The organism is Maritimibacter fusiformis (genome assembly GCF_008086115.1).
Lineage (GTDB): Bacteria > Pseudomonadota > Alphaproteobacteria > Rhodobacterales > Rhodobacteraceae > Muriiphilus > Muriiphilus fusiformis.
This window is the reverse complement of sequence record NZ_VSIY01000001.1, coordinates 1-23,786: the sequence shown is the minus strand read 5'-3', so window position 1 is coordinate 23,786 and position 23,786 is coordinate 1. Positions and strand designations below refer to the sequence as shown.

23 protein-coding genes, 1 tRNA gene and 1 pseudogene are annotated in these 23,786 nt (G+C 65.1%); 8 read left to right on the top strand and 17 right to left on the bottom strand.

The features are described from left to right. Positions 1–121: 121 nt before the first annotated feature. A complete protein-coding gene (locus FVF75_RS00125; RefSeq protein WP_148375714.1) occupies positions 122–553 on the top strand; it encodes a hypothetical protein in 432 nt (143 codons plus the stop codon). 33 nt (positions 554–586) lie between these two features. On the opposite strand, the gene FVF75_RS00120 is transcribed toward FVF75_RS00125, so the two are convergent. After that, positions 587–766, bottom strand: a complete 180-nt coding sequence (locus FVF75_RS00120; RefSeq protein ID WP_148375713.1) for a hypothetical protein — start codon at positions 764–766, stop codon at positions 587–589. Positions 767–1,298: 532 nt separating this feature from the next. On the opposite strand from FVF75_RS00120, the gene FVF75_RS00115 reads away from it, so the two are divergent. Continuing rightward, positions 1,299–1,535 carry a hypothetical protein gene (locus tag FVF75_RS00115; protein WP_148375712.1) on the top strand — a complete coding sequence of 79 codons (237 nt, stop codon included), beginning with the start codon at positions 1,299–1,301 and terminating at the stop codon, positions 1,533–1,535. Continuing rightward, positions 1,532–1,981 carry a hypothetical protein gene (locus tag FVF75_RS00110; RefSeq protein ID WP_148375711.1) on the top strand — a complete coding sequence of 150 codons (450 nt, stop codon included), beginning with the start codon at positions 1,532–1,534 and terminating at the stop codon, positions 1,979–1,981. The genes FVF75_RS00115 and FVF75_RS00110 overlap by 4 nt, the downstream gene beginning before the upstream one ends. A gap of 28 nt (positions 1,982–2,009) precedes the next feature. Here the strand turns inward: FVF75_RS00110 and FVF75_RS00105 are convergent, their stop codons facing one another. The 8 genes from FVF75_RS00105 to mepK all read right to left on the bottom strand — a co-directional run bounded on the left by FVF75_RS00105 (position 2,010) and on the right by mepK (position 11,760). Next, positions 2,010–2,228 (bottom strand): hypothetical protein, encoded by a 219-nt coding sequence (locus FVF75_RS00105; RefSeq protein WP_148375710.1) that lies wholly within the window; start codon positions 2,226–2,228, stop codon positions 2,010–2,012. Between the two features lie 20 nt (positions 2,229–2,248). Then, positions 2,249–3,613, bottom strand: coding sequence for a relaxase/mobilization nuclease domain-containing protein (locus tag FVF75_RS00100; protein ID WP_148375709.1), 1,365 nt, complete (start codon positions 3,611–3,613; stop codon positions 2,249–2,251). Beyond that, positions 3,610–4,035 carry a hypothetical protein gene (locus FVF75_RS00095; RefSeq protein WP_148375708.1) on the bottom strand — a complete coding sequence of 142 codons (426 nt, stop codon included), beginning with the start codon at positions 4,033–4,035 and terminating at the stop codon, positions 3,610–3,612. Before FVF75_RS00095 ends, FVF75_RS00100 begins: the two co-directional genes overlap by 4 nt. Positions 4,036–4,168: 133 nt before the next feature. Beyond that, positions 4,169–6,151, bottom strand: coding sequence for a tetratricopeptide repeat-containing sulfotransferase family protein (locus FVF75_RS00090; protein WP_148375707.1), 1,983 nt, complete (start codon positions 6,149–6,151; stop codon positions 4,169–4,171). Beyond that, positions 6,148–8,223 carry a tetratricopeptide repeat-containing sulfotransferase family protein gene (locus tag FVF75_RS00085; RefSeq protein WP_148375706.1) on the bottom strand — a complete coding sequence of 692 codons (2,076 nt, stop codon included), beginning with the start codon at positions 8,221–8,223 and terminating at the stop codon, positions 6,148–6,150. Before FVF75_RS00085 ends, FVF75_RS00090 begins: the two co-directional genes overlap by 4 nt. Before the next feature lie 9 nt (positions 8,224–8,232). Next, entirely contained in the window at positions 8,233–10,269 is a 2,037-nt protein-coding gene (locus tag FVF75_RS00080) for a tetratricopeptide repeat-containing sulfotransferase family protein (protein WP_148375705.1), read from the bottom strand. Positions 10,270–10,326: 57 nt separating this feature from the next. Further along, the gene (locus FVF75_RS00075) at positions 10,327–11,067 is read right to left on the bottom strand and encodes a glutamine amidotransferase (protein WP_148375704.1); all 741 of its coding nucleotides are present in this window, start codon (positions 11,065–11,067) and stop codon (positions 10,327–10,329) included. Positions 11,068–11,190: 123 nt separating this feature from the next. Next, positions 11,191–11,760: a peptidoglycan L,D-endopeptidase MepK gene (gene mepK, locus FVF75_RS00070; RefSeq protein WP_148375703.1), complete on the bottom strand. Its 570-nt coding sequence runs from the start codon at positions 11,758–11,760 to the stop codon at positions 11,191–11,193. 335 nt (positions 11,761–12,095) lie between these two features. On the opposite strand from mepK, the gene FVF75_RS00065 reads away from it, so the two are divergent. The 3 genes from FVF75_RS00065 (at position 12,096) to FVF75_RS00055 (ending at position 15,297) form a co-directional block, all read left to right on the top strand. Next, a complete protein-coding gene (locus FVF75_RS00065; RefSeq protein ID WP_148375702.1) occupies positions 12,096–13,715 on the top strand; it encodes a L,D-transpeptidase family protein in 1,620 nt (539 codons plus the stop codon). Between the two features lie 95 nt (positions 13,716–13,810). Next, positions 13,811–14,077 (top strand): acyl carrier protein, encoded by a 267-nt coding sequence (locus FVF75_RS00060; protein WP_148375701.1) that lies wholly within the window; start codon positions 13,811–13,813, stop codon positions 14,075–14,077. Between the two features lie 8 nt (positions 14,078–14,085). Beyond that, positions 14,086–15,297 carry a beta-ketoacyl-[acyl-carrier-protein] synthase family protein gene (locus tag FVF75_RS00055; RefSeq protein ID WP_148375700.1) on the top strand — a complete coding sequence of 404 codons (1,212 nt, stop codon included), beginning with the start codon at positions 14,086–14,088 and terminating at the stop codon, positions 15,295–15,297. Between the two features lie 72 nt (positions 15,298–15,369). On the opposite strand, the gene FVF75_RS00050 is transcribed toward FVF75_RS00055, so the two are convergent. Next, complete coding sequence (locus FVF75_RS00050) at positions 15,370–16,005, bottom strand: invasion associated locus B family protein (protein WP_148375699.1); 636 nt, start codon at positions 16,003–16,005, stop codon at positions 15,370–15,372. Positions 16,006–16,469: 464 nt separating this feature from the next. Between FVF75_RS00050 and FVF75_RS00045 the strand changes: the two genes are divergently transcribed. Continuing rightward, a complete protein-coding gene (locus FVF75_RS00045) occupies positions 16,470–18,014 on the top strand; it encodes a helicase HerA-like domain-containing protein (protein WP_148375814.1) in 1,545 nt (514 codons plus the stop codon). Positions 18,015–18,053: 39 nt separating this feature from the next. Here FVF75_RS00045 and FVF75_RS00040 read toward each other — a convergent pair whose 3' ends face one another. From FVF75_RS00040 to FVF75_RS00020, 5 genes are all read right to left on the bottom strand, one after another. Continuing rightward, positions 18,054–19,193, bottom strand: a complete 1,140-nt coding sequence (locus FVF75_RS00040) for a LysM peptidoglycan-binding domain-containing protein (protein ID WP_148375698.1) — start codon at positions 19,191–19,193, stop codon at positions 18,054–18,056. A gap of 88 nt (positions 19,194–19,281) precedes the next feature. Next, on the bottom strand, positions 19,282–19,926 hold the full coding sequence (locus FVF75_RS00035) for a protein-L-isoaspartate(D-aspartate) O-methyltransferase (RefSeq protein WP_148375697.1): 645 nt from the start codon (positions 19,924–19,926) through the stop codon (positions 19,282–19,284). Further along, on the bottom strand, positions 19,923–20,708 hold the full coding sequence (surE, locus tag FVF75_RS00030; RefSeq protein ID WP_148375696.1) for a 5'/3'-nucleotidase SurE: 786 nt from the start codon (positions 20,706–20,708) through the stop codon (positions 19,923–19,925). The genes FVF75_RS00035 and surE overlap by 4 nt, the downstream gene beginning before the upstream one ends. Positions 20,709–20,789: 81 nt before the next feature. Continuing rightward, the gene (locus FVF75_RS00025; RefSeq protein ID WP_148375695.1) at positions 20,790–21,278 is read right to left on the bottom strand and encodes a disulfide bond formation protein B; all 489 of its coding nucleotides are present in this window, start codon (positions 21,276–21,278) and stop codon (positions 20,790–20,792) included. Beyond that, positions 21,275–21,853: a YqaA family protein gene (locus FVF75_RS00020; protein WP_148375694.1), complete on the bottom strand. Its 579-nt coding sequence runs from the start codon at positions 21,851–21,853 to the stop codon at positions 21,275–21,277. The genes FVF75_RS00025 and FVF75_RS00020 overlap by 4 nt, the downstream gene beginning before the upstream one ends. A gap of 278 nt (positions 21,854–22,131) precedes the next feature. Here FVF75_RS00020 and FVF75_RS00015 point away from each other — a divergent pair. Next, positions 22,132–22,217 (top strand) — tRNA-Leu (locus FVF75_RS00015). A 91-nt stretch (positions 22,218–22,308) separates the two neighbouring features. Here FVF75_RS00015 and FVF75_RS00010 read toward each other — a convergent pair. Next, positions 22,309–23,106, bottom strand: a complete 798-nt coding sequence (locus FVF75_RS00010; RefSeq protein ID WP_148375693.1) for a site-specific integrase — start codon at positions 23,104–23,106, stop codon at positions 22,309–22,311. A gap of 228 nt (positions 23,107–23,334) precedes the next feature. Continuing rightward, positions 23,335–23,738 (bottom strand): annotated as a pseudogene (locus tag FVF75_RS17670) (transposase); the annotation flags it as partial. Positions 23,739–23,786 lie beyond the last annotated feature (48 nt).

The following is a 23,786-nucleotide window of genomic DNA, read 5'->3' as shown; positions in this document are numbered from 1 at the left end:
AGTCCGAAAAATTTTCGGCTGGCCTGAGGGCCAGCCGCTTCTACTCCGTCGGAATTTTTGATTGATTGCTGACTATCCGTTTGTATATATTTGTTTCTTTTTAAACTTTTGAGCCAAAGAAATGGATTACAAGAAAAGCAAGAAACGCAGGTGGGGATGGATTATCTTCCTTGTCGCAATTTCACTGTTTGCCGTTTGGGAAACGTATAACTATTTCCGCCTTGGATACCACACTTTACCCGAACTCGCAGAGAATGAATTTCCTCTTGTATTCTCGAATGGGTTAAGGGGAATTGTGGTGGACATGGAAGACGAAAGATACGCAGTCGAGCCCAATCAAGCGCGAAAATACATTGGGTTTGTGGCAGCAGAGGTGCCGGGGTGGTTCAAAGATTCTTGGTCATACTGCAAAGCTCCTACAGAAGAAGAACGTCGAGACATTGAACAGAACTTCGATCCTGGGCCAGGCGCAAGGCTGGACGCCGTATGTTCATTTGATGCCGATGGGGAAATTATCCATGCCGGAATCATATATTCCGTTCCAAAATTATAAATGCGGCCAGCCTGACGGCTGACCGCTGGTCGGTTAGAGACCTGGTGCGCGTGTCGCCAACTCGTTTTCGATGTTGCACATCGATCGGAGCGCGTTGCGGCGCTCTTGCGATCCGCGCGGCGCGGCGGCGAAGGCGTTGAACGCCTCGGCCAATAGGCCGTGCAGTTCTGCCGTGCTGCGGGATGCTGCTTCAAAACGTGAGACGAGTGTCATCTCATCCTCCTTTTGCTTCAAGGAGGCCCCGAACCACTCAGGGCCTTTCGGCCCCGCACAACCATCATCGGCCTATGGAAGGCCTGATGGTTCGGGAGGTAACTTGATCTTGCAAACAGGCGGATGCGCAGATGGCGCTTCGCTATCCGTTTGATGCGGTTATCTTCGCAGTGCTGGCGGGATTGATCGGGATTTTGGAAGAGGTCTGGCAACAGCGTTTGTCCGCTCCCGTGCATCCAGGAGCGGCGGCGTATTCCAGAGGCACAATCATCGATCTGGGTACAGGCGCACGTCCGTTTCGCCCGTCAGCGCATAGGCGTCAGGCTGGCCGCTCTTTTCGTTTTCCGTGCTGCCTTGAGTTCCTTTGCTCATCTCTGGCTTGCCTCAGAGAGCCCTTAATCCCTGGCCGAAGCGGCTCGCCTTTCAATGTCCTGCCCGCTCCAAGAATCCGTGTTGAACATGAAAGCCGATCCTTTGCTTCGGCCTGTCGGGAGGGCGTTAGCAAGCCAACGACAAGCAAAGGAGAAACATCATGGCACGCGAAAAAACCAACCAAAACCTGCCCCTGAATGCGCCGGACCATCTGGCGTGGCACGTCACCCAGAAAGGCGACAAGGCCTACTGGAACAAGGTCGGAGCCGCATGGAAGCACAAAGATGAGCGGGGATATACGCTCCAGCTTGAAACCTGTCCGATCAATGGCCGCATCGTCCTGCGCCTGCCGCTGGAAGATGCCCCCGACGCAGCAAACGACGCGGGGCGCTCATGAGCGCCCCCGTCAAATTGCAGGAATTCTTCGTTGATCCTGCCCGTCTTGCGTCCGGCAGATGGTGCCATACGCGAGACCGCCAGATCGGAGAAGGTGATATCAGCGCCTCCTACAGCGCCGACAAGATCGCCGAGGGCCGCGTCCGCTCACCCTTCAAATGGCAAAATGCCCTTTGGGTCAACGTCGGCGGCGCGTCGATAGGCAACCACCGCGCCGTGCAAGCCTACCGCATCATAGAGCGCAAGTTCTTCGACGGCGTGACAATCACCTACCACGAAAACGCTCGCCTCAGCGCTGCTGCCCGTGGACGGCCAGAAGGCTTCTATCACGGCATGAGCGTGAAATGGGGAAAGCTGGATTGCGTCCTGATCGGCCCTGCCAGCATATTTCTTCCATCCGAAGAAAAGGCCGCGCCCGAGCAAGTCGATATGTTTGATCTGCTCTGAGCAATAACGCCGCCCCATCGGGGCGGCGCTATTCAGGCCTGTGGTCGTCGTCATCAAGCCATTCTTCGCGCTTCGCGCGCGGCTTGAATTCCGGCGCAAGAACATCAGGCTTTTGCTTGTGGCGTGCATGAGCGAGGCGGATGATCAACCGCAGCGTATCGTCTGCCGCCAGGTGAAAATGCTGGCGGAGTTCATCAAGCTGGACGGCATGCGCGTCATCAAGATTTAGCATCAATATGTGTCGCATAGCTTTCTCCTTTCTATCGTTCAGCGCTCAAAGCCAGGGCCGCGATCCCGCGTGCGGGTTCGCTCGCGCCCCTTCTTTTCGCGCACTTCTCGGGTTTTCTGTTGTGTATCGACCTTTCTGCCATGGGCCAGAGCTGCGTCCTTGGGCATGACGGTCGGATTCTTGCCTTGCTTCATGAGCATGTAGTTGGCGATCTGCTGGCGAACGGCGACGAGCTCCTGCAAGCGTTCTTCGCGCTGTTTTCGGATGGCCTCTTGCAACCGCTGTCGCTCATCCAGTTGCTTGGCAATCATCTTGTCGCGCTCCGCCTGATCGCGGCGCAAGGCCTGCCAGGCATCGTGTTCGTTCTGCGCTTTCAACTCGGAATACTTGCCCGTCAGGCGGCTCCACAGCTTCCCGAAACCCTTCTGCGGAAGACGCGCTGCCCGCGTTTTGGCTTCTCGGGCTTCGCGGCCTTTTTGGAGTTCTGCCAGTCCGTTGCGCTCGATTTGATGACGCTCGACCATCTGCGTGCGGCGCAGTTCCAGCGTCGGACGCAGACGCTTGTAGCCGTCTTCAAGCTGCTTCTTGTGGTCCCGAAGGTTGTCCGCGACCAGTCCAGCAATCTTCTGACGCTGATCTTCGACGGACGGCAAGGCGCCAGTGTCTTTGAAACGGGCGGCAACATCCTTGGCTTTCACACCCGACCAGCGCGACAGCGCATAAGCTTCGCCGCGATAGTCCACGGCAACGACGCCGCGCCGATCTCCTTGCGCGAGATAGTAGCCACGCGCTTCCAAGGCAGATTTGAGCGCATCGACAGAGTCGGAGCGCTCCCAACAATCCTTGAAGAGCGCTTTGATGATCTTGGGGTCTTGCTTTGTCCGCTGGGCTTGTTGCCATTCATCGCGGGTGAAGGTGAGCGGGTTCTTGGCGGCGCGATCCAGCATGCCCTTTGGCATGTCCCAACCATGGCGTAGGTAAAGCTCCTGCGAGACATCCATCAGCCTGCGTTTTGTGAAGGATAGCTGACGCGCCGTCATCGTATCGGTGTCGATCCGTGACCAGACCGCATGCGCGTGGCGTCTGCCTTCCTTCTCATGGAACACGACCGCGCGCGGCTGGCCACTCAGGCCGAGCTTCAGTTCCGCCATTTCGATGGCGGTTTCGAAGGTAGCAATATCGACATGGGCATCTTGCGGCGGGTTCAGACTGAGCGAGAACAGATGCTGCTGACAGCGTGTGCCCTTGCCGATGGCTTCGGCCTCTCTCAGAGCTTCATGCAGATCATCTTCGTTCATGAAGCCGCGCAATTCATGAAGCTCGACATGCTCGTTGTCGTGGGTGTTCATCAGATGCTTTGCCAGCTTGGCTGCATTGCCTCGTTGGTTGCCTTTCAGGATCATGACGAGCCTCCGTTCGACAAGCTGCCAAGCGCCCGCAGCAGTTCCTTGCGCAAGGTTTCGACATCCGCACAGGCCTGGCGGAGCTCGTCTTCGAGCTCCGGCGATACTGGCAGTGCACCCATGTTCGCCGCGCGCGCGATCTGGTTCAGGTTTTGAGAGAGGCGGGACTTTCCAAGCGCGCCGAGAACGCGGCCCAGGGCTTCATGATCTTTGACAGGGTTGGTGTTGCGGCGGCGAACTTTCTCCAGCGGCTCGTCGAAGAGCTTGGCCTTGATGTAAGCGCCAAGAGGAGCGCCGTTTGCTGCGGCGCGCAAAAGAGCCTTCTCTTCGAAGGACAGGCGGAGCGAGAAAGGAGCCTCGCGCGGCTTCTTTTTGGGGGTGGCGGCTGCTACCGCATTGAAATCACGTTCCGAAATGCTCATAACCGCACCTCGGATTGTTATCCTGGGTTACGGTGTTAGAGGCTTCAACGGCTCTGAGATGGCGCTCCCACTCTTCCAGAGTCGCGAAGAAAGTGTTCGAACTTTCTCCGCTTAGGCGCGCCATTTCCCTGCCTTAGCGCGCCGGTTCGCCCAGCGCCTCGATCAGCGGGCCAAGCCAGGCCTCGTATTTGCGCCAGGCCTGCGAGCTTCCGGTATACATCCTGCGCCGCACCTGTTCGCTCGACGAGGTGTGCACGGCGCGCTCGACCTTGTGAAAATCCAGGCAGGCGTCTTCCCACTCCAGCCCGGCTGCGGCCACCAGCTTGCGGCTTTCTTCCTCCTGGTTCTCGGTCAGGGCCTCGTAAGGAACCCGTGCGACGCGGCCGGGGAAACGCTGTTCCCAGAGGGCGACGAGGTCGAGGTGCAGGCGGTGAAACTCGGCCAGGTCCCCGAGGTCGTTGCCGAAATTGTTGCCGCCGCCGGTGAAGTGCAGCCGGTAGTTGGAAAAACAGGTGGCAACCGGGTCGCGCAAGGTGACCAGCGCGCGTGCCTCGGGCATGGCGGCCAGCGCGAATCCCAGCCAACGGAAGTTGAGCGGCATCTTGTCGGTGACAACCGGGCGGTCGGTGCCGATCTCGGCCAGGCTTGCGAGATAGTCGGTGCGCAGCCGCGCGAGCATCGCCGCGTCGGGGGGCGGGCCGGGTTCGGTCGGCGACCAGCCCAGATCCTCCATCGCGGCCCCGAGCGCCATCAACTCGCCGCCGGCATGCACGCTGCTGTGGGCGGCCAGGATCTGCTCGACCAGCGAGGTGCCCGAGCGCGGCATTCCGACAATGAACACCGGGCGGGGCGTGGCCGCCGGTTTGCGGGGTGCGCGCGGCAGGGGACGGTCGGGCGCGAAGGTGCTGTGCATCGCCGCGACCAATGCCCGGTCGGCGGCGATATCGTAGGGCTGGGCGCTGCGCCGCATCCGGTTTGCGGCCTCGAGCCGGGCGAAGGCACGGGCCGGATCGCCGTCGCGGTCCTCGGCCTCGAACAGCACGAAGCCAAGCTGCGCGCGGTCGGCCTCTTGCAGGTCGGGTGACGCGACCATTTCGGCCAGCCGGGCAAAGGCGGGTGTGCCGGGGGCGGGCGGGGCGACGCGGCCCATCAGCGCCAGCGCCGCGACGTGCCTCGGCGCGATGGCGAGCGCGCGCTCAAGCGCCGCGCGGGCCTGGTCGCGTTCACCGCCTTCCAGCAGGCATTGCGCGAGGTTGGTCCAGGCCTGCGGATTGCGCGGCTCAAGCTCGGTCGCGGCGCGCGCGGTGGCGCTGGCCTGTTCGTGGCGCCCCTCGGCAAGCTGGGCCAGGACCAGGTTGGTCAGCGCCTCGACATTGTGCGGGTCAAGCTCATGGGCGCGGGCGTAATGCCGGGCGGCGGCATGGGGGCGGGCGCGGCGAAAGGCAAGATTGCCCATGCCGAGCTGCGCCCGGGCGCGCACGCCGGGCTGGCGGCGGGCGTTGGCCTCGGCCTCGTGCAGATGTGCCTGCGCCTCGTCCAGCCGCCCCAGCGCCAGCAGCGCGTAGGCCGCCGACAGATGCCCCTCGGCATAGGCGGGTTCGAGCCGCACGGTTTCAAGCGCGGAGGCGGCGGCCTCGTCCATCCGGGCAAGCGCGGCAAAGGCCGCCGCCTTGTTGTGATGGGCGATCGCCATGGCCGGATCGGCGGCAAGCGCGCGGTCGTAGCTGGCCAGCGCCGCTTCGTAGCGCCCCGCCTTGGCCTGGGCGAGGCCAAGCAGGTTGTGGCTGGGCGCATGCGCCGGAAACCGCAGGATCAGCGCTTGCGCGCCCGCAATCACCCGGTCGGTGTCACCGCGCGAAAAAGCCTGGGTCAGGGCCGAGAACTCGGCCTCGGTGGGGGCCGGACCGGTGTGTGAGGGCGATGTCCCGGACGCGGTGGCCGACTGCGCCGCAGCGGGGCGCGCCGCGCCGGTCTGCCCGAGCGCCGCCAGCTCCTTGCGCGCCTGCGGATTGGCCGGAAACCGCGCCAGCACCTCGCGGTAGACCTGCGCCGCCCCGTCCCGGTCGCCGGCCCGCGCCAGCTTTGCGGCCCGGCGAAGTGCGGCGGCGACGCTCACTGCGGCTGCTCCGGGTCGGCCAGCGGTCCGAGCGCGTCCCGCATCGGCGCGAGATGGGCACGGTAGGGGCGCCAGGCCTCGTTGCTGCCGGTATACATCTTGCGGCGCACCTGAGCCGTGGAGGTCGTGCGCACCGCGCGCCGGGTCTTGTGGAAGTCGAGGCAGGCCTCTTCCCAGTCCAGCCCGATGGCGGCCACCAGTTTCCGGCTTTCGGCCTCCTGATCGGTGGTCAGGGCTTCGTAGGAGATCTCGGTGATCTGCCCGGGGAACCGTGCCTTCCAGAACGCCATCAGGTCGATATGCAGACGATACATCGCCGCGGTATCGCGCTGGTCACAGCCGAAATTGTTGCCCTGGCCCATGAAGACATGGCGGTAGTTGGACCAGCAGGTCGCCATCGGATCGCGGCGCACGAACAGCACCCGCGCCTCGGGGATCGCCGACAGCACGAAGCCGAGCCAGCGGAAGTTGATCGGCATCTTGTCGGTCATCACCGGCTTGGAGGTGTCGAGCCGCGTGAGGTAGTCGAGGTAGTCGTGCCGCACCCGCTGCAGCGCCTCGGGTGTCGGCGGCTGGCCGGCCTTGCCGTGGGTCCAGCCCAGCGCGCTCATGATCCGGTTCAGGTCTTCCAGTTCGCCCGCTCCGTGAACCTGGGAATGCGAGGCGACGATCTGTTCGACAAGGGTGGTGCCGGAACGGGGCATGCCGACGATCAGAACTGGGCGCGGTTTGGCTGGCGCGTCGATTGCGCCGGCGGGCGGGGCGGGCAGCTCATCAGCGAACAGCGCGCGCATCTGGTCCATCTGCCGCAGAACGTCGTCCATTTCATAAGGCTCGGCCTCTCGGCGCAGGCGGTTGGCGCGGTCGAGAATGGCGAAGGCGTCGTCATGGCGGCCGGCGGCATCTAGGGTGGCGAACAGGATGAAGCCCAGCGTGGCCCGGTCGGTCTGGGCAATGTCTTCGCGGTCGAACAGGGTTCCGATCCGCGCGAAATCGGGATGGTCCAGCGTCAGCGGCGTGGTGAACCATTTGAGTGCCAGCCCGCTCGGGTTGTCCGGGTCGATCTCGAGCGCCTCGTCGTAGGCGGCCACCGCGGCCTTGGCATCGCCAAGTTCGCGATGCGCGCTGGCGAGCAAGCTCCAGGTGTCGGCATCGGCCGGGTCGATGTCCAACGCACGGGTTGCCAGCGCGATCACCTGTTCGGGCCTGCCAAGGTCGCGCTGGGCGCGGGCGAGATTGGTCATCAGCACCGGGTTTCGGGGCTGGCGCTCCAGCGCTGCGTCCAGTTCGGCGACGGCCTCGTCCGGGCGGTTCAGGGCCCGAAGCGTGTTGCCGATGTTGTTGGCGGCATCCATGCTGTCCGGGGCGATGTCGCGCGCCGCCTCGAAGGCGGCCAGCGCCTCATCCTGGCGATGCTGCGCGCTCAGGGCGTTGCCGAGGCCGAGATGGGTTTCGGCAACCTGCGGCGCGAGCTTGACGGCAGTGCGGAAACTGGCCTCGCCGGCCTTGGCGTCGCCCGAATTGACCAGCGCGTAACCCAGCAACAAGTGTGCCTGCACCATGCCGGGGTCGAGGCGGGCGGCGGCGCGGGCGGCCTCGGCGGCCTCGGTCAGTCGCCCCAACGCGATCAGCGATTGCGCCTTGTTGACCGGCGCGCCGGCGAACAGCGGATCGGCCTTGGCGGCGCGGTCGAACCAGGTCACCGCCTCGTCGTGGCGCGCGCTGCGCGACAGCGCCAGCGCAATCAGATTGAGTAGGCCGGGGGCGGCGGGAAACATCAGGGCCAGCCGCTGGCCTTCGGCGATCACGCGGTCGAACCGGCCCTGCCGGAACGCCTGATCGAGCGCCTGCATCTGACGCGGTGGCGGCATCGCACCGGCGGGGCGGGCAGGGGCCGCGCCCGGGCGCCGGGCCGCCGCGGCGGGGGACGGTCCACCGGCCATCGCCTGAAGCCCGCGTTTGGCCTGGGCGTTGGCGGGGAACTTCGCGAGGATCTCGCGGTAGAGCGCGGCCGCCCCGGCCCCGTCGCCGCTGCGCGCAAGTTTCGCCGCGCGGCGCAAAGTCTGTTCCACCGACATGATTCAGGCCACCCCGTCGAGACGGGCGATCATCGGGCCAAGGTAGCCCTCATAGCGGCGCCAGGCCTCGGATGAGCCGGTATACATCTTTTTCCGCACCTGCAGCGACGACATCGTGCGCACGCCGCGTTCGGTCCGTTCGAAGTCGAGGCAGGCGTCTTCCCACCCGAGCCCGGCGGCGGCCACCAGCTTGCGGCTTTCTTCCTCCTGGTTTTCGGTCAGGGTCTCGTAAGGCACGATCGCGATCCGGTCCGGAAACAGCCCTTGCCAGAACTCCATCAGGTCGAGGTGCATCAGGTGCATTTCGGCGCAGTCCAGCATGTCGTTGCCGAAGTTGTTGGCCTTGCCCGACAGGCTGTGGCTGAGGTTCGACCAGCAGGTCGCACGGGCATCGCGCCGGGTGAACAGAACCCGCGCCTCGGGCATCGCAGACAGCATGAAACCCAGCCAGCGGAAGTTGAGCGGCGTCTTGTCGGTGACCACGGGCGCGGTCGCGCCAAGCCGACCGATGAAATCGCCATAGACCTGGCGCACCCGACCCAGCATCGCGGGGTCAGGGGGCATGCCGACACGGCTTTTGCCCCAGCCGAATTCGGCCAGCGCCATCGAGGCCGGTGGGATCTCGCCGGCCCCGTGCACCTGGGAATGCGAGGCGAGGATCTGTTCGACCAGCGTCGTGCCGGACCGTGGCATCCCGACGATGAACACCGGGCGGTGCGGCAGGGGGCTGGCGGCGATGGCATCCTGGTCCAGCCCGTCGAAGGCAGATGAGAACATCTCCTTCATGGCTTCAAACACCGCTCTTTCAGCTTCGATATCATAAGGTTCCGCCTCGGACCTCACCTTGTTCGAGCGGTTGAGATGGGCGAAGGCGGCGTCGGTGTCGCCAGCCTTGTCATGGGCGCGGAACAGCACCATTTCAAACGCCGAACGATGCTCGGCGCTGGTCGAGGCGCGCGCGATCGCCTCGGTGATGCGGGCGTAGTGCGGGTGGTCGAGCGGCAGGGTCTCGGCCCGCCAGCGCAGCCCGAGGGCGGCCATCTGGCCCGGGTCGGCCTCGATCGCCGTGTCGAAGGCGGCGTTTGCCCCCTCGGTATCGCCCATCTCCAGCCGCGCGCTGCCCAGGTGACCCCAACCTTCGGCGTTCTTCGGGTCGATCTCGACGGCGATCTCGGCTTCGGCGGCGGCCTCTGCGGGCTGGCCCAACTCGCGCAGCGCATAGGCCAGCGTTACCCGCAGCATCGAATTGCGCGGAAATCGCGTGATCGCGTCGATGAGGACGTCGCGTGCCTCGTCGGGACGATAAAGCGTGACCAGCATGCTGCCGATATTGCGCTTGATGTCGGGGTTGTCGGGCGCGCGCTCCTCGGCGGCGCGGTAGACCGTCAGTGCTTCGTCCGCGCGGCCTTGAAGCGCCAGCGTATTGCCCAGGCCGATCCGCGAGCGCGGATTGTCCGGGGCCAGACGAACGGCGGCGCGAAAACTGTCTTCGGCCTCCTTGATCCGTCCGGTATTGGCCAGCGCGAAACCCAGTTTCTGATGCGCGTCGGGCACGTCGTCTCGGATCGCCAGGATCGCGCGGCAGGTCTGTTCCAGCCCTTCCATGTCACCGAGGGTGAGGAGCGCCGTGGCCTTGTTAACCATCGCCCCGATATTGCCGGGATCGAGTGCGATCACGCGGTCGAAATGCCCCAACGCCTCGCGCGGCCGGCCGGCGCGGGCCGCGCTGATGCCCAGCGCGTTGATCAGGCCGCGCGACCTGGGGAAGAGTTTGAGCATCCGGTTGCCTTCACGCAGCACGAAACCCAGGTCGCCCTTGTCGAAGGCCTGTTTCAGTCGCGCCATCTGCGCTGCCGGCGGCTCCATTCCGGGGGCGGCCGGAGAAACCGGGCCGCAGTTAGACAGGGCCTGAAGCCCCTGGCGCGCCTTGGGGTGGCCGGGGGCCTTGGCCAGAACCTGGCGAAAAAGCCGCGCGGCCCCTTGCCGGTCGCCGGATCGGGCGAGGTCCGCAGCCTTGCGCAGCGTGCTTTCGATCGACATCGGTGTCTCCTTTGATCGCGCCTGTTTTGCCACGGCGGCAAGGCCGATGCCAGCCCGTCAGTGCCCGTAACGGGCGACGAAATTGCGCAGGATCAACTCAGCATAACGCACATCCTCGCCGCGAATCTCGTCGATCAGAGCATCGGCGGTGTCTGGCGCGAAATAGCCCTTGTGGCGGTAGATGCGGATGCGGGTCTCGAACACCGCCGCGTCGGCTTCGGGGTGGAACTGGGTGGCATAGACGTTGCGGCCGTAGCGCAGCATCTGGAACGGCGCCGGGGCGGAGCCGACCAGGTGCACGCTGCCCGGGGGCAGAGCCTGCACCGCCTCCTTGTGGCCGACCAGGGCGCGGAAGCTGTCGGGAAGGTCGGCCAGCAGCGGATCGACGCGCCCGGCTTCGGTCAGGGTGCAGTCGACCGCGCCCACCGGCTCGGAAAAGCGCGCCTTGGAGACGATGCCTGGGGCGAGGTGGTGGCCGAGAATGCCGATACCGTAGCAGCACCCCAGGAACGGCACGTCGCGGGCGCAGATCTCGGGCATCAACCCGAGAATCGCCGTCTCGATGCGTTGTTCCACCGGGTCCTTGTCCTCGGGCGGGTCCGAGACGCAGCCGGGGCCGCCGCCGACGATCACGCCGGAATACGCTGACAGATCAAGCGTCTCGGGCAGGGCGCGCTGGTCGAGGCGGATGCGGTGAACGCCCTCCGGGGCCAGCCGGCCCTTGTCGAGGAAGGCCGCGTATTCATTGTCGGCGGCCTCGGTCTCGGGGCGCAGTTGCAGCAGAAGGAACGGTTTCATGGCGTTGCGCTAGCGGCTGGCGGGTGAACGGTCAAGCATGAGGTCGTGCACGGTGCCGACGCGCACCCCCTGAAATGCAAAACCCCGGCACATGGCCGGGGTTTCTGCCGGATGCCGCCGGGGTCAGCCGCCCCAGCTGCGCACCGCGCCGCAATCCATGTGCACGAAATTCGAGCCTGAATACTTGCCGACGCCGCCGGCATTGCAGGCTTTCGCGGCCTGGAACATCTGGTTCACCGAGCGGTCCTTGAGCCTGAGATCGGCCGCCTTGCCGGTCATGTGCAGCGAGTTGCGCGCAACCCCGCGCGAGCGGCTGCGCAGCATCGCGTTGGTTTCGGGCGAACGATAGCCGGACAGGAGCGTGTAGGGTTCGCTGACATCGAGCAGCCGGTGGGCGGCGGCCATGATGTCGATCGTGCGGTTGTCGATGCCCTTGATCTGGTCGGTGCGCCAGTCGCGCATGAAATAGGTGACTTCGTTCAGCGCGTCGGGAATGTAGTCGCCCTCGATCCAGTAGATCGTGTCGACCATTTCGCCGGTGCGGCCCGAGTACATCGCCAGGCGCCGAATGTCGCCCGCGCCACGCAAGAAGCCTGCTGCCTTGGAGAATGTCGGCGCTGCGCTCACGGCGGTGGCCGCGAATACACCCAGCAGCGCACGACGGCTGATGCCGTTTGAGCTGGTATCTGTCATCTGTCCCAGTGCGTCCCGTATCTGCCCTGGCCGCCATTCTTGGCGACCGTTTCTGCGCCTCATCCCCAGACGCTGGGAAGTTTATGACACAACACGAATCTCGGTCCAAGCCGTTTGTTCCCTCTGCGCCACTGCGCAAGCGAAATCGGCAAAATCCTGCTGAAAGACCTTTCGCCCCGGTAAACCGTGCCCATATTGTCGCAGCCCTGCCGCAGGAGCCGCAAATCCGTCGATCTGGCGGGTTTGTGAGTGGACAGACTGCGGAAATCGCGCGCAAATTTGAAGAAAACGGGAATCCGCCCGCCAAGGTTGTGTAACATTTCGAGGGTTTGACTATGCTGCTGCCGCTGCGAACTTCGTTTCTCTTCCCCGCCCTGACCGCGCTGGCCGTCGGCCTTGCCGCTCCGGCCCAGGCCGACACCTATGACATGCGGTTTCCCGCCTTTGCCCAGGCGGTCGCCGAAGCGGCGGTGGACAACGAGGAGGTCGCGGCCTTCTACCGCGAGATCGATTATGCCCCGGTCTGGACCGGCCAATCGAATGGCGAGCGGGCACGGCTGGTTGCGCTCTTGCAGGCGATCGGTTCGGCCGAGGCGCACGGGCTGCCGGTGACGAATTACGACACCGACCGGCTGCTGGCCTCGATGCGCGATGTCTCCAGCCAGCGGGATCTTGGCCGGATCGAAGTGGAGTTGACCGGGCTGTTCCTGACCTACGCCCACCAGATCCAGACCGGCATCCTGATCCCCAAGCAGATCGACCGCAACATGGCGCGCGATCCTAACCGGCGCGATGGCACCGAGTTGCTGCAGAGTTTCCTGGCGGCGGACAACCCCGAAGAGTTCATGCGCAGCCTGGTGCCCACCTCCGAGGAATACGCCCGGCTGATGCGCAAGAAGCTCGAGCTCGAGCGTCTGCTGGCCGCCGGCGGCTGGGGGCCGACGGTGAACGCGGGCGCCTTGCGCCCGGGCGAAAGCGGGCCCGCCGTCGTCGCGCTGCGCAACCGGCTGATCGCGATGGGCTATCTTGGCCGGTCGGCCACCATGACCTATGACGCCGATATCCAGCGTGCCGTGCAGATGGTGCAGGAGGACATGGGCTTCGAGCCGGACGGCGTTGCCGGGCCGAACACGATCCAGGCGATCAACACCCCGATCGGCGAGCGCCTGAAGTCGGTGATCGTGGCGATGGAGCGCGAGCGCTGGCTGTCGATCGACCGCTCGCAGCGTTATGTCTGGGTGAACCTCACCGACTACACCGCGCGGATCGTGGACGGTGGCAAGATCACCTTCGAGACCCGCTCGGTCATCGGCCAGCGCGCCGCCGATACGCAGAGCCCCGAGTTCTCCGACGTGATGGAATACATGGAGGTCAACCCGGCCTGGAACGTGCCGCGCTCGATCTCGGTGGGTGAATACCTGCCCGGCATGATCGCTTCGGGCGGGGCCAGCGCAGCGCATCTGCAACTGATCGACGGCGCCGGGCGCGTGGTGCCGCGCAGCGCGGTCAACTGGGGTGCCTACAGCGCCCGCAACTTCCCCTATGACCTGCGCCAGCCGCCGGGTCGGGGCAATGCGCTGGGGCTGGTCAAGTTCATGTTCCCCAACCGCTTCAACGTTTATCTGCATGATACGCCGTCGAAATCGCTGTTTCTGCGCGAACGCCGGGCGTTCAGCCACGGCTGCATCCGGCTGCAAAAACCGTTCGAGTTTGCCTATGCGCTGCTGGCCGCCCAGACCGACGACCCGCAGGGCACGTTCCACCGGGTGCTCGATACCGGGCAGCTGACGCGGATCTCGCTCGAAACCCCGGTGCCGACGCATCTGGTCTATCGCACGGCCTTCACCGATGCGCGCGGCCGGATGAACTACCGCGAAGACGTTTATGGCCGCGATGCCAAGGTCTGGAACGCCCTGGTGCAGGCCGGCGTGACCCTGCCTGGCCTGGAAAGCTGAGGCTTGCCGCGCGCCGCCGGCGCGCGGTTTTCTGTTCCCTTGATCGGGCAAAAGGACTAAACACGCCTCACGAAAGCGTGGGGAAAATCGAGCGTATGTCAGACGAAATCCGGACCAGAGTGGTCGAGATTCTCGCCGAGCAGGCGGTGCGCGATCCGTCCGAACTGCGCATGGACCACACCCTGGACGACCTCGGTATCGACAGCCTGGGGGTGGTCGAGTCGATCTTCGCCATCGAAGAGAGCTTTGACATCACCGTGCCGTTCAACGCCAACGCGCCGGGCGAGAGTGAGTTCGACGTCTCGTCGGTGGCCGCCATCGTCGCCGCTGTCGAACGGCTGATCGCCGACCGGAAAGCCTGAGGCGACGGGTGCGACGGATCGCCATCACCGGCGCGGGCACGATCAACGCGCTTGGGCGCAATGTGCCCGAAACCCTCGAAGCGATGCGCGAGGGGCGGCTGGGAATTTCCGACCTGGCGTTTCGCGATGTCGACCGGCTGTCGATCCGGATCGGTGCACAGATCCACGACTATGTGCCGGAGGACCATTTCAACCGGCAGCAAATCGCGCTCTACGACCGCTTCACCCAGTTCGCGTTGCTGTCGGCGGGCGAGGCGCTGGAGCAGGCGGGGCTGGAGTTTGCCGGCGCCTTGGCCGATCGTTCGGGGGTGATCCTCGGCACTTCGGCGGGCGGGATGAACACCACCGACGAGAACTACCGCACCGTCTTTGAGGAGGGCAAGAACCGGGTCCATCCCTTCGTGGTGCCCAAACTGATGCCCAACGCCGCCACCAGCCATGTCTCGATGCAGTGGAACCTGCGCGGCCCGAGTTTCGCGGTCTCGACCGCCTGCGCCAGTTCCAATCACGCGATGGGCCAGGCGATGATGATGATCCGCGCCGGCATGGCCGACGTGATGGTCACCGGCGGCTCCGAGGCGATGCTGTGTTTTGGCGGCATCAAGGCCTGGGAAGGGCTGCGGGTGATGTCCAAGGACGCCTGCCGCCCGTTCTCGGCCAATAGAAACGGCATGGTTCAGGGCGAGGGAGCAGCGGTTTTCGTGTTCGAGGAGATGGAACACGCCAAGGCGCGCGGCGCCGAGATCCTCGCCGAAGTGACCGGGTTCGCGATGACGGCGGATGCCGCCGATATCGTGATGCCGTCGAAATCCGGTGCTGCGCGGGCAATCGCGGGCGCGGTCCGCGATGCCGGGATCGGCCTCGAGGACATCGGCTATATCAACGCCCACGGCACCGGCACCGCGGCCAATGACAAGACCGAGTGCGCCGCGGTGTCCGAGGTGTTTGGCCGCCACGCCGACCGGCTGATGATCTCGTCCACCAAGGCGATGCACGGCCACATCATCGGCGGCACCGGGGCGGTCGAGCTTCTGGCCTGTATCATGGCGCTGCGCGACGGCGTGATCGCGCCCACCATCGGCTATCAGGAACCCGACCCGGAATGCGCGCTGGATGTCGTGCCGAACGAGGCGCGCGAGGCCAGCGTGGCCGCGGTGCTGTCGAATGCCTTTGCCTTCGGCGGGCTCAACGCGGTCCTGGCACTGGGCCGCGCCCCGTAGCGTTTGCCATGTGAACAGAAAAACCGCCGCGCGAGAGGCTCGCGCGGCGGTGCGTTTCTGTCTGGCGGCAGTTTACTGCGCCGCGGGTTCCTCGGCCGGAGCCGGGGCCGGCGGCACCGTCAGCGAGTCGTAGGCCGCGGTGAAGCCCTTGAGCGAGGCCGGCAGGGTCACTTCCACGTCCGGCGCCTGCATCGGCACCACGGTGATATTGGCCACCTTGCCCGCCTTGAACGCCGCGATATCGGCATTGGTCAGCCCGATCTGAGCCACGCAGCCAACCGATTCGCAGAACCGGTACTGGTAGCGCTTGGCCGCCGCGCTATCGACGCCCAGCGTCAGCTGCGCCGGGATCAGGGTGCCGAGCGGCACGATGATGGTCGAGCCGGCCACGGCGTCGCCGCCCGCGGGCAGGCGGCCGATGGTGATCTTGCCGACCGGGTTTTCGCCCGGCTCCTGATAGAGCATCTGGGTGATCTGGCACGGATCGTCCTGCTCGGCGTCTTCCGGCAGGCGCAGGCATTCGCGCTGCCAGTCGTCGAACACCTCGTCGACATAGGTGGGCGGCTCCTGCGCGGCGCCGTCCGCCGCCGGGGCGGCTTCTGCGTCGGTGCCCATGTCGAGCGGCGGCAGGCCGTCATCCTGGGCCAGGGCGGGGCCGGCCAGCGCGATCAGGGCGGCAAGGCCGAGGGGTTTGAGAACGTTTGCCATTCCAGGTATCCCGTGTTGTTGAAATTCTCCGCCGCTGCTTATCACGGCAGGGCTGGGCTGTCAGGCGTGAAATCCGGGGCGAGCGGGGGGACGGGGAAAATCGCCGACCTGCCTGGCCGACCACACCGCGCCGGACACTGAAAAGAAAAAGGGCCCGCAGCAAGGACCCTTTTTCCCGTTTTTGCACTCCCTGCCGGACTGGCCGGCTTGTGGCGCGACGCTACGACAGAAGGTCGCAGGGGTCAACAGTCACGAGCAAGTGAATGCGGAGTTTTTGACGGATCACCGGGATGAGCGGGTCCGACAAAAAAGGCCGCGCCCGGGGGCACGGCCAGTCTGACAGGGAGGAAACGCCCGGACCGCACGAACGCGGGTCCGGGTGGATAAACTGTGGCACAAAACCCTTAAGAATGTATTTTCGGACCGAACGATGGCAGGCGGGGCAGGAGCACGGCATGGATGACATGGACGGCAAGGTTTTCATCGGTGGCGGCGGCAAAGACTACGGCACCAGGCAGGGGCTGGCCTTGAAATATGCCAACCGCCACGGGCTGATCGCCGGGGCCACCGGCACCGGCAAGACGGTGACGCTGCAAATCCTCGCCGAAGGTTTCTCGGCCGCCGGGGTGCCGGTGTTCTTGTCGGACGTGAAGGGCGACCTTGCCGGGCTGGCCAAGGCCGGGTCGGAGGGCTTCAAGCTGCATGATGCCTTCATGTCGCGGGCCGGCACCATCGGTTTCGACAACTACGGCTATGATGCCTTCCCGGTCACGTTCTGGGATCTCTACGGCGAACAGGGCCACCCGATCCGCACCACCGTGGCCGAGATGGGGCCGCTGTTGCTGGCGCGACTGCTGGAACTGACCTCGGTGCAGGAGGGGGTTCTGAACATCGCCTTCCGGGTCGCCGACGAACAGGGCCTGCCGCTGCTCGATCTCAGCGACCTGCAATCGCTGCTGATCTGGGTCGGGCAGAACGCCGACGACCTCAGCCTGCGTTACGGCAATGTCGCGACCTCCTCGGTCGGCGCGATCCAGCGCGCGCTTCTGGTGCTCGACAACCAGGGCGGTCAGAACCTGTTCGGCGAACCGGCGCTGGAGCTTGCCGACATCATCCGCACCGACCCGGACGGGCGCGGGCGGATCTCGATTCTGGCCGCCGACCGGCTGATGGGCGCGCCCCGGCTCTATGCGACCTTCCTGCTCTGGCTGTTGTCGGAGTTGTTCGAGGAGTTGCCCGAGGTCGGCGACCCCGACAAGCCCAAGCTGGTGTTCTTTTTCGACGAGGCGCATCTGCTGTTCGAGGACGCGCCCAAGGCGTTGATAGACAAGGTCGAACAGGTGGCGCGGCTTATCCGTTCCAAGGGTGTCGGGGTCTTTTTCATCACCCAGAACCCCGCCGACGTGCCAGACGATATCCTCGGCCAGCTTGGCAACCGGGTGCAGCACGCGCTGCGCGCCTTCACCGCCAAGGACCGCAAGGAATTGCGCCAGGCCGCCCAGACCTATCGCGACAACCCGGATTTCGTGATCGAGGACGTGATCCGCGAGGTTGGCGTGGGCGAGGCGGTGACCTCGATGCTGGGGCCGAAGGGCGCGCCTGGCGTGGCCCAGCGCACCCTGATCCGGCCCCCGTCGTCGCAGCTTGGCCCGATCGACGTGGCTGAACGCATGGCGGTGATCGCCGCCTCGCCGGTGGCGGGCAAATACGAGACCCGGATCGACCGCGAAAGCGCCCACGAGATCCTCACCAAGCGCGCCGAAGAGGCGGCGAAGGCGGCCGAGGCGGAGGAACGCGCGCTTGAGAGTGCCGAGGTGGAGGCGCGCGAATACCGGCAGGCGCGGCGCTACGACCCGAACGGGCGGGAAGCCAGCCGTCCGGCCTCGCGCAAGTCGACCGGCAGCCGGATGGGGGCGGCCCTGACCACGGCGGTGGTCAAGGAATTGCGCGGCACCACCGGCCGGCGCATGGTGCGTGGCATCCTGGGCACGCTGTTCAAGGGGCGCTGAGCGGTCCGGTCAGCGCGGGCCGCGTCGCCCGCACCGGCCCTAGTTCAGATAATCCAGCGGATCGACCGACACCGTGCCCTCGCGCACCTGGAAGTGCAGGAAGGCCGGATCGGCGGCGCGCACCTGTGCGATGGCCTGTCCGCGCGTCACCCGGTCACCTTTCTTGACCTTGATCGAGTCGATCCCGGCATAGACCGTCAGGATGTTGCCGGAATGCTTGATCACGAGGATCGGCACCTGGTCGGTGTCGCGGGTGATCGCGGCGATGGTGCCATCGGCGGCGGCGCGCACGGCGCTTCCGGCGGTGGCGGAGATGTCGATGCCGTCGGTCTTGCCCTTCTCGAAGGCGCGCACGATCTTGCCGTCGACCGGCATCGCCATGCGCGCGGACGAGGCGGCGGTGCGGCTTTCGCCGAGGTCGGGCGAGGTCGGCCCGGTATCGGGCGACAGCGGTGCCGCGGTCTCATCGGGCAGGGGGGCGGCGGCGGAGGGCGGGATCGGGGTGGCCGATCCGACGCCCGGCGGGCTGCCGTCAACGGCGCTGGCCATGCGTTCGAGCACCACCGGGATCAGCAGATATTGCCCCTCGCGCACCGTCAGGGCGGAATCGAGGCTGTTCCAGTCGGCCAGCGACCGGACCGACACGCCGTAGCGCCGGGCGATGGAATAGGCGGTCTCGCCGCGCTGCACCTGGTGGCGCACCGGCTCGGCGCCGGGCTGAGCGGCGGCGGGGGCGGTCGGCGTGGTCCCGACCCGGTCGAGCGCATCGCCCGCCAGCGTGGTCACGTCGATGGTGCCCGCGGCGGTGGGTGCCGCACTCATGCCATCGACGCGGCGCGGCAGCGCGATGATCTCGCCCGCGCGCAGGGTCGTTTCCGCCGGAATGCCGTTGTAGCGCGCGACCTCGTTCACCGGCAGGCCGACGCGGTTGGCGACACTGGCCAGCGTATCGCCGCGCTGGGCCACCGCGACCTGGTAGGTCGGATAGGAAATCACCCCGCGCGCGTCCGGTTGCGGCCGCTCGGCGGTGCGCGCGTTCAGGGCCGCTTCGGTGGTGGAAAACCCGCCGGCCATGCCGCGCAGATCGAAATCGTATCCGTTGTCGGCGCAGCCCGCCAACGCCACAAGCGCGGCCACCGCAACAGCCGCGCGCGGAAATTGTCCGTTCGGGAAACCCATGCTCTCGTCCTCTTCCGGCCGCTTCGGGCCGATTTTTCTGACCGCGGTGCTCTAGCGGCACCCCTGCGGCCCCTGGTGGTCGATGCCGCTACCCCAACCCTTCGACAAGGGGCACGAAGCGCACCGGCAGAAGCTCTTCGTAGTCGTATCCGGTTTCGTGGCGCGTGACCTTGATCAGGCTTTGCACCGCGTCGGACTGTCCTACCGGCAAAACCATGATACCCCCGATCGCCATCTGAGCCAAGAGCGGGCCGGGCGGGTCTTCGGCGGCGGCGGTGACGACGATCCGGTCGAACGGTGCCTGCTGCGGCAGGCCGAAACTGCCGTCGCCGATGATCGCGGTGATATTGTGCAGATCGAGCCGGTCGAAAATCTCGCGCGCGTCCTGAACCAGCCGCCGGTGCCGGTCGACGGTGTAGACCCGGCGCGCCAGCTTGGCCAGGATCGCGGCCTGGTAGCCCGAGCCGGTGCCGACCTCCAGCACCTTGTTTTTCGGCTCGACCTTCAGCGCCTGGGTCATCAGGCCGACCACCGAGGGCTGGCTTATGGTCTGGCCCGAGGCAATCGGCAGCGGCATGTCCTCATAGGCGCGTTCGGCAAAGACGCCCTTGACGAACAGGCCCCGGTCGATCGCCTCCATCGCCGCCAGCACGCGCTTGTCGGTCACGCCCTTGGAGCGCAGCGCAAAGACGAATTGCATCTTGTGTTCGGCATCATAGGCCGGCGGCGTCATGCAAAAACCCTTGCCAGTGTGTCGATCTGGTCATGCGCGGTCAGATCGGCGCGCATCGGCGTGACCGAGATATAGCCTTCGAGATTGGCCGCGGCGTCGCTGCCCGGTGCCGTAGGGCGGTGCTGCGGGCCGCCCTTGACCCACAGAAACCGCCGCCCGGTGGGCGCGGTCTGGGCCTCGGTGGTGAACACGGTGTCGGGGCGCCAGCCTTGCGTCGCGGCGCGCACGCCCTGAACTCTTGCCGCCGGGATTGGCGGGAAATTCACGTTGTAGAACAGCCGGTAGTCATTGCTGCTTTCCCACGGCGCCTTGTCGAGCAGCGCGCGCACCACCTCCGCGCCGTGCCGGCGCGCGGCCTCGAACTTGTCGTCGGCATCCTGTGTTTCGGGGCCGAGATACTGCGACAGGGCAATGGCCGGCAGCGATTGCAGCGCCGCCTCGAGCGCCGCGCCGATGGTGCCGGAATAAAGCACGTTCTCGGCGGCGTTGTTGCCCCGGTTGACGCCGGACAGCACCAGGTCGGGCCGGCCGGGCATCGCGTCGCCAATCGCCGCCAGCACGCAATCGGCGGGCGAGCCTTCGGCGGCAAAGCGGCGGGGCCCGAGCTCGGCCACCAGCATCGGGCGCGAATAGCTGATGCAATGGCCGACGCCCGATTGCTCGAACGCCGGCGCCACGGTCCAGACCTCGCCCCGGGGGCCCGCGATTTCGTGGGCGATCTCTTCGAGCACGGCCAGGCCGGGCGCGTTGATACCGTCGTCGTTGGTGATGAGAATTCGCATGAAAGGCCCCGTTCTGCCTGTCCTCAATAGGCGAGGCGGGCGGGCGCGGCAAGCGGGCAGGGGCGCCTTGCGATCAGACCGTCAGGCCCGGCGGGCAGCGGCGATCCAGATGAACACAAGGACGAGCGAGCCGACGGCGTTGAAATTCGCCATCGACAGGTCGAGCACGTCCCAGGGAATGAGGTCCGACAGGCGCCACGGGATCTCGTCGCAGCGCACCAGCGGCGCCTCGGTGATCTGGGCCAGAAGATCCTGGGTCGACATGCCCGCCACGTCCTGCCCCGAACACGAGGCCGGGCCAGGCCACCACTTGCGTTCGACCCCGGTGTGAAAAAAGCCGATGCCCGAGGTGATCGCCGCGGCCAATGCGCCCGCCCATGCCAGCCAGCGCAGCCCGAACACCAGCGCCAGCGCGCCGATCACGATGGCGGCGTAATGCGGGTAACGTTGATAGTAGCACAGCTTGCAAGGCGCATAGCCCAGGCTCTCGAAGGTCCAGGCGCCGAGGATCGAGACCACCGAGACCAGCGTGGCGATCAGGATCAACTGCCGGGACGTGAGGGTTTTCATAGGTATTTCACCACGTAGAATCCGCCCAGCAGCAAAGCGACGAACAGGATGAACATCAAGCCCAAACGCTTTTCGATGAAATCACGTATCGGTGCGCCGAATTTCCACAAGAGCCCGGCGACCACGAAAAACCTGAGGCCCCGCGCCACCACCGAGGCGACCATGAAGACCGCGAAATTCAGCCCTGTCGCGCCCGACAGGATGGTGATGACCTTGTAGGGGAACGGCGTGACGCCTGCGATCAGCACGGCCCAGGCACCCCAGTCGTTGTAGGCGGTGCGGAACTCGTCGAACTTGTCGGTCATGTGGTAGAAGGCCAGCACCGGGCGGCCGACACTCTCGAACAGCCCCCAGCCGATCAGATAGCCCGCGATGCCGCCCGTCACCGAGGCCGCCAGCGCCACACCGGCGATCAGGAAGGCGCGGTTTGGCCGGGCGATGATCATCGGGATCATGATCACGTCGGGCGGGATCGGGAAGACCGAGCTTTCGGCAAAAGCCACCACTGCCAGCGCCCAGAGCGCATGCGGGCTTTCGGCCAGCCGGATCGTCCAGTCGTAAAGTCGTCTCAGCATGTGCCGCCAGCCTGCTCGTTTCAGGCTATGCACCACGACAGGCGGGGCGGGTCAAGGGGCAGACGGGCGGGGCCGTGCGCTTGTGGCGTGCCGGTGCATTCGGGGCCTTGTCCGCAGCTTGCAATCGGGGTCGTGCCCGCCGTTTGAAATCGGGGCCTTGCCCGCAGTTTGAAATCGGGGCCTTGCCCGCAGTTTGAAATCGGGGCCTTGCCCCCGGTGCGAAGCCCTGCAATATTCCCGCAACCCGGCGCGGGACGCGCGCCGGTTTGCCCTGACGGGCCCGAGTGGCGGAATGGTAGACGCAGGGGATTCAAAATCCCCCGGCTTAACGGCCTTGTCGGTTCGAGTCCGACCTCGGGTACCATTTCAAGTCTATGACTTTGAAAGAGAAAGCCGCCGATCCTTAATCGGCGGCTTTTCCGTTTTTTGCGTGTCTCCCACCGCTGATTCCTACTTCACTCTTTGAACCGCCTCATTTGCGCTGTTTGAGACATCGCCTTTTGGTTCGCCTCTTTTCGGTACTTTGCAACCGTTTCAAGGCTCTGGCCCGTCACGGCCTGGAATTCTGCATCCGAGCACCCAGATTCGGCAAGTTCAACGCATGCGCGCTTCCGGAGATCATGGAGACTGTAGCGTTGTGCGTCATCGTCGTGTTTTTCGGCGATTTCCGCGAGAGTGTTGCGCCATGTACGGAATGGCTTTTCTACAACGTCATAGGAGCGCGGCGCATTCTCCGACTTCGCAAGCACATGCCTCGGGCCTTCCTCGAGGCTCTCGACCAACTTTCTCAGGCGGGCAGGGCAATAGATATCGAATGTCTCATCGCCCTTTTCATCTGTGACGGTAACCCATTCGCCCTTGAAAGCGCTTCTGAGTATCTTGATCGACGCAGCAGGCCTCTGTCCGGTCCCACGGATCAATTCCCCGGCGATCCGCACGTCGCCGGGCGCGTTGGCAAGCGCCTCGAGCATCCAATCTGGCCACGCTAAGAATTCTCGCTGTGAGCCGTATTTGTCGACACCCTGGGCCGGATTGTCTCCAAGCGGCCAGTCCCGCTTGTCTTTTGCATAGTTCCAAAGAATAGAAACGGCTTGCAACATCCAGTCGGCTGCTCTTGGCGTCGCTGCCATGGCGTTGTGTTTTTTCCGGATGGCTGACTTGGTCGTCGAAGACATCGGCTTATCGGCGTTCTTTTCGAGTATCTTCTCGAACTCGCAATTATACGACTTCTTGGTGCCAGCGGAGAGCTTCATCTGGGTACGTGCGTCGCTACGCCACTCGCGGATAAATTTAGCCCAAGTATGCTTGGACGGCTTTCGTTGTGTTGGATGTCTGCCCGCCTGTGCCGCCCAGTACTCATCATCAAGTTTTCGAGGATCGCCCTCCCAGCAGAACTTGATATTATGTTCTTTCCTCTTGGTCTGCCCCCATAGGGTGATCCGGTTTGAATGTTAATGCATGGTCGGTTTCTGGTCCATCGGCACGAACGCCGTCTTGTGCTGCACGTCGAGATCGCGGGAGAGCTGGACCGCCGACAGCCCCTTGGAGGCGTTCACGACCAGGCAAATCGCCCCGAGCAGATCGACAAATGACAGCTTGCGCGAGGCAAAGATGGTGCCGGAGGTTACGCTGAACTGGCCCCTCTCGGCCGATTGCTTCGCAATCGCCTGCCGGGCAGCGGATGACAAGCCGCGCACTTGTATCGACGTCGAGTACTCAGATCATAGACATCGATGCAGCCACAGACCGGGCAGATCGGCTTTCCCCCCGTCTCGGGCCAGCGCAGCCGACAGAACCGGCGATACGCCACGTCTTCGCCTTCCGAGAAAATCACCTTGAGCGACAATGTTCGTGCCGCCGCGGACAGGAGAAAATGCTGCGCCATGTCAGCCTCCAGAACATGGTCAGCCTCCAGAACATGATGATGTTCTTA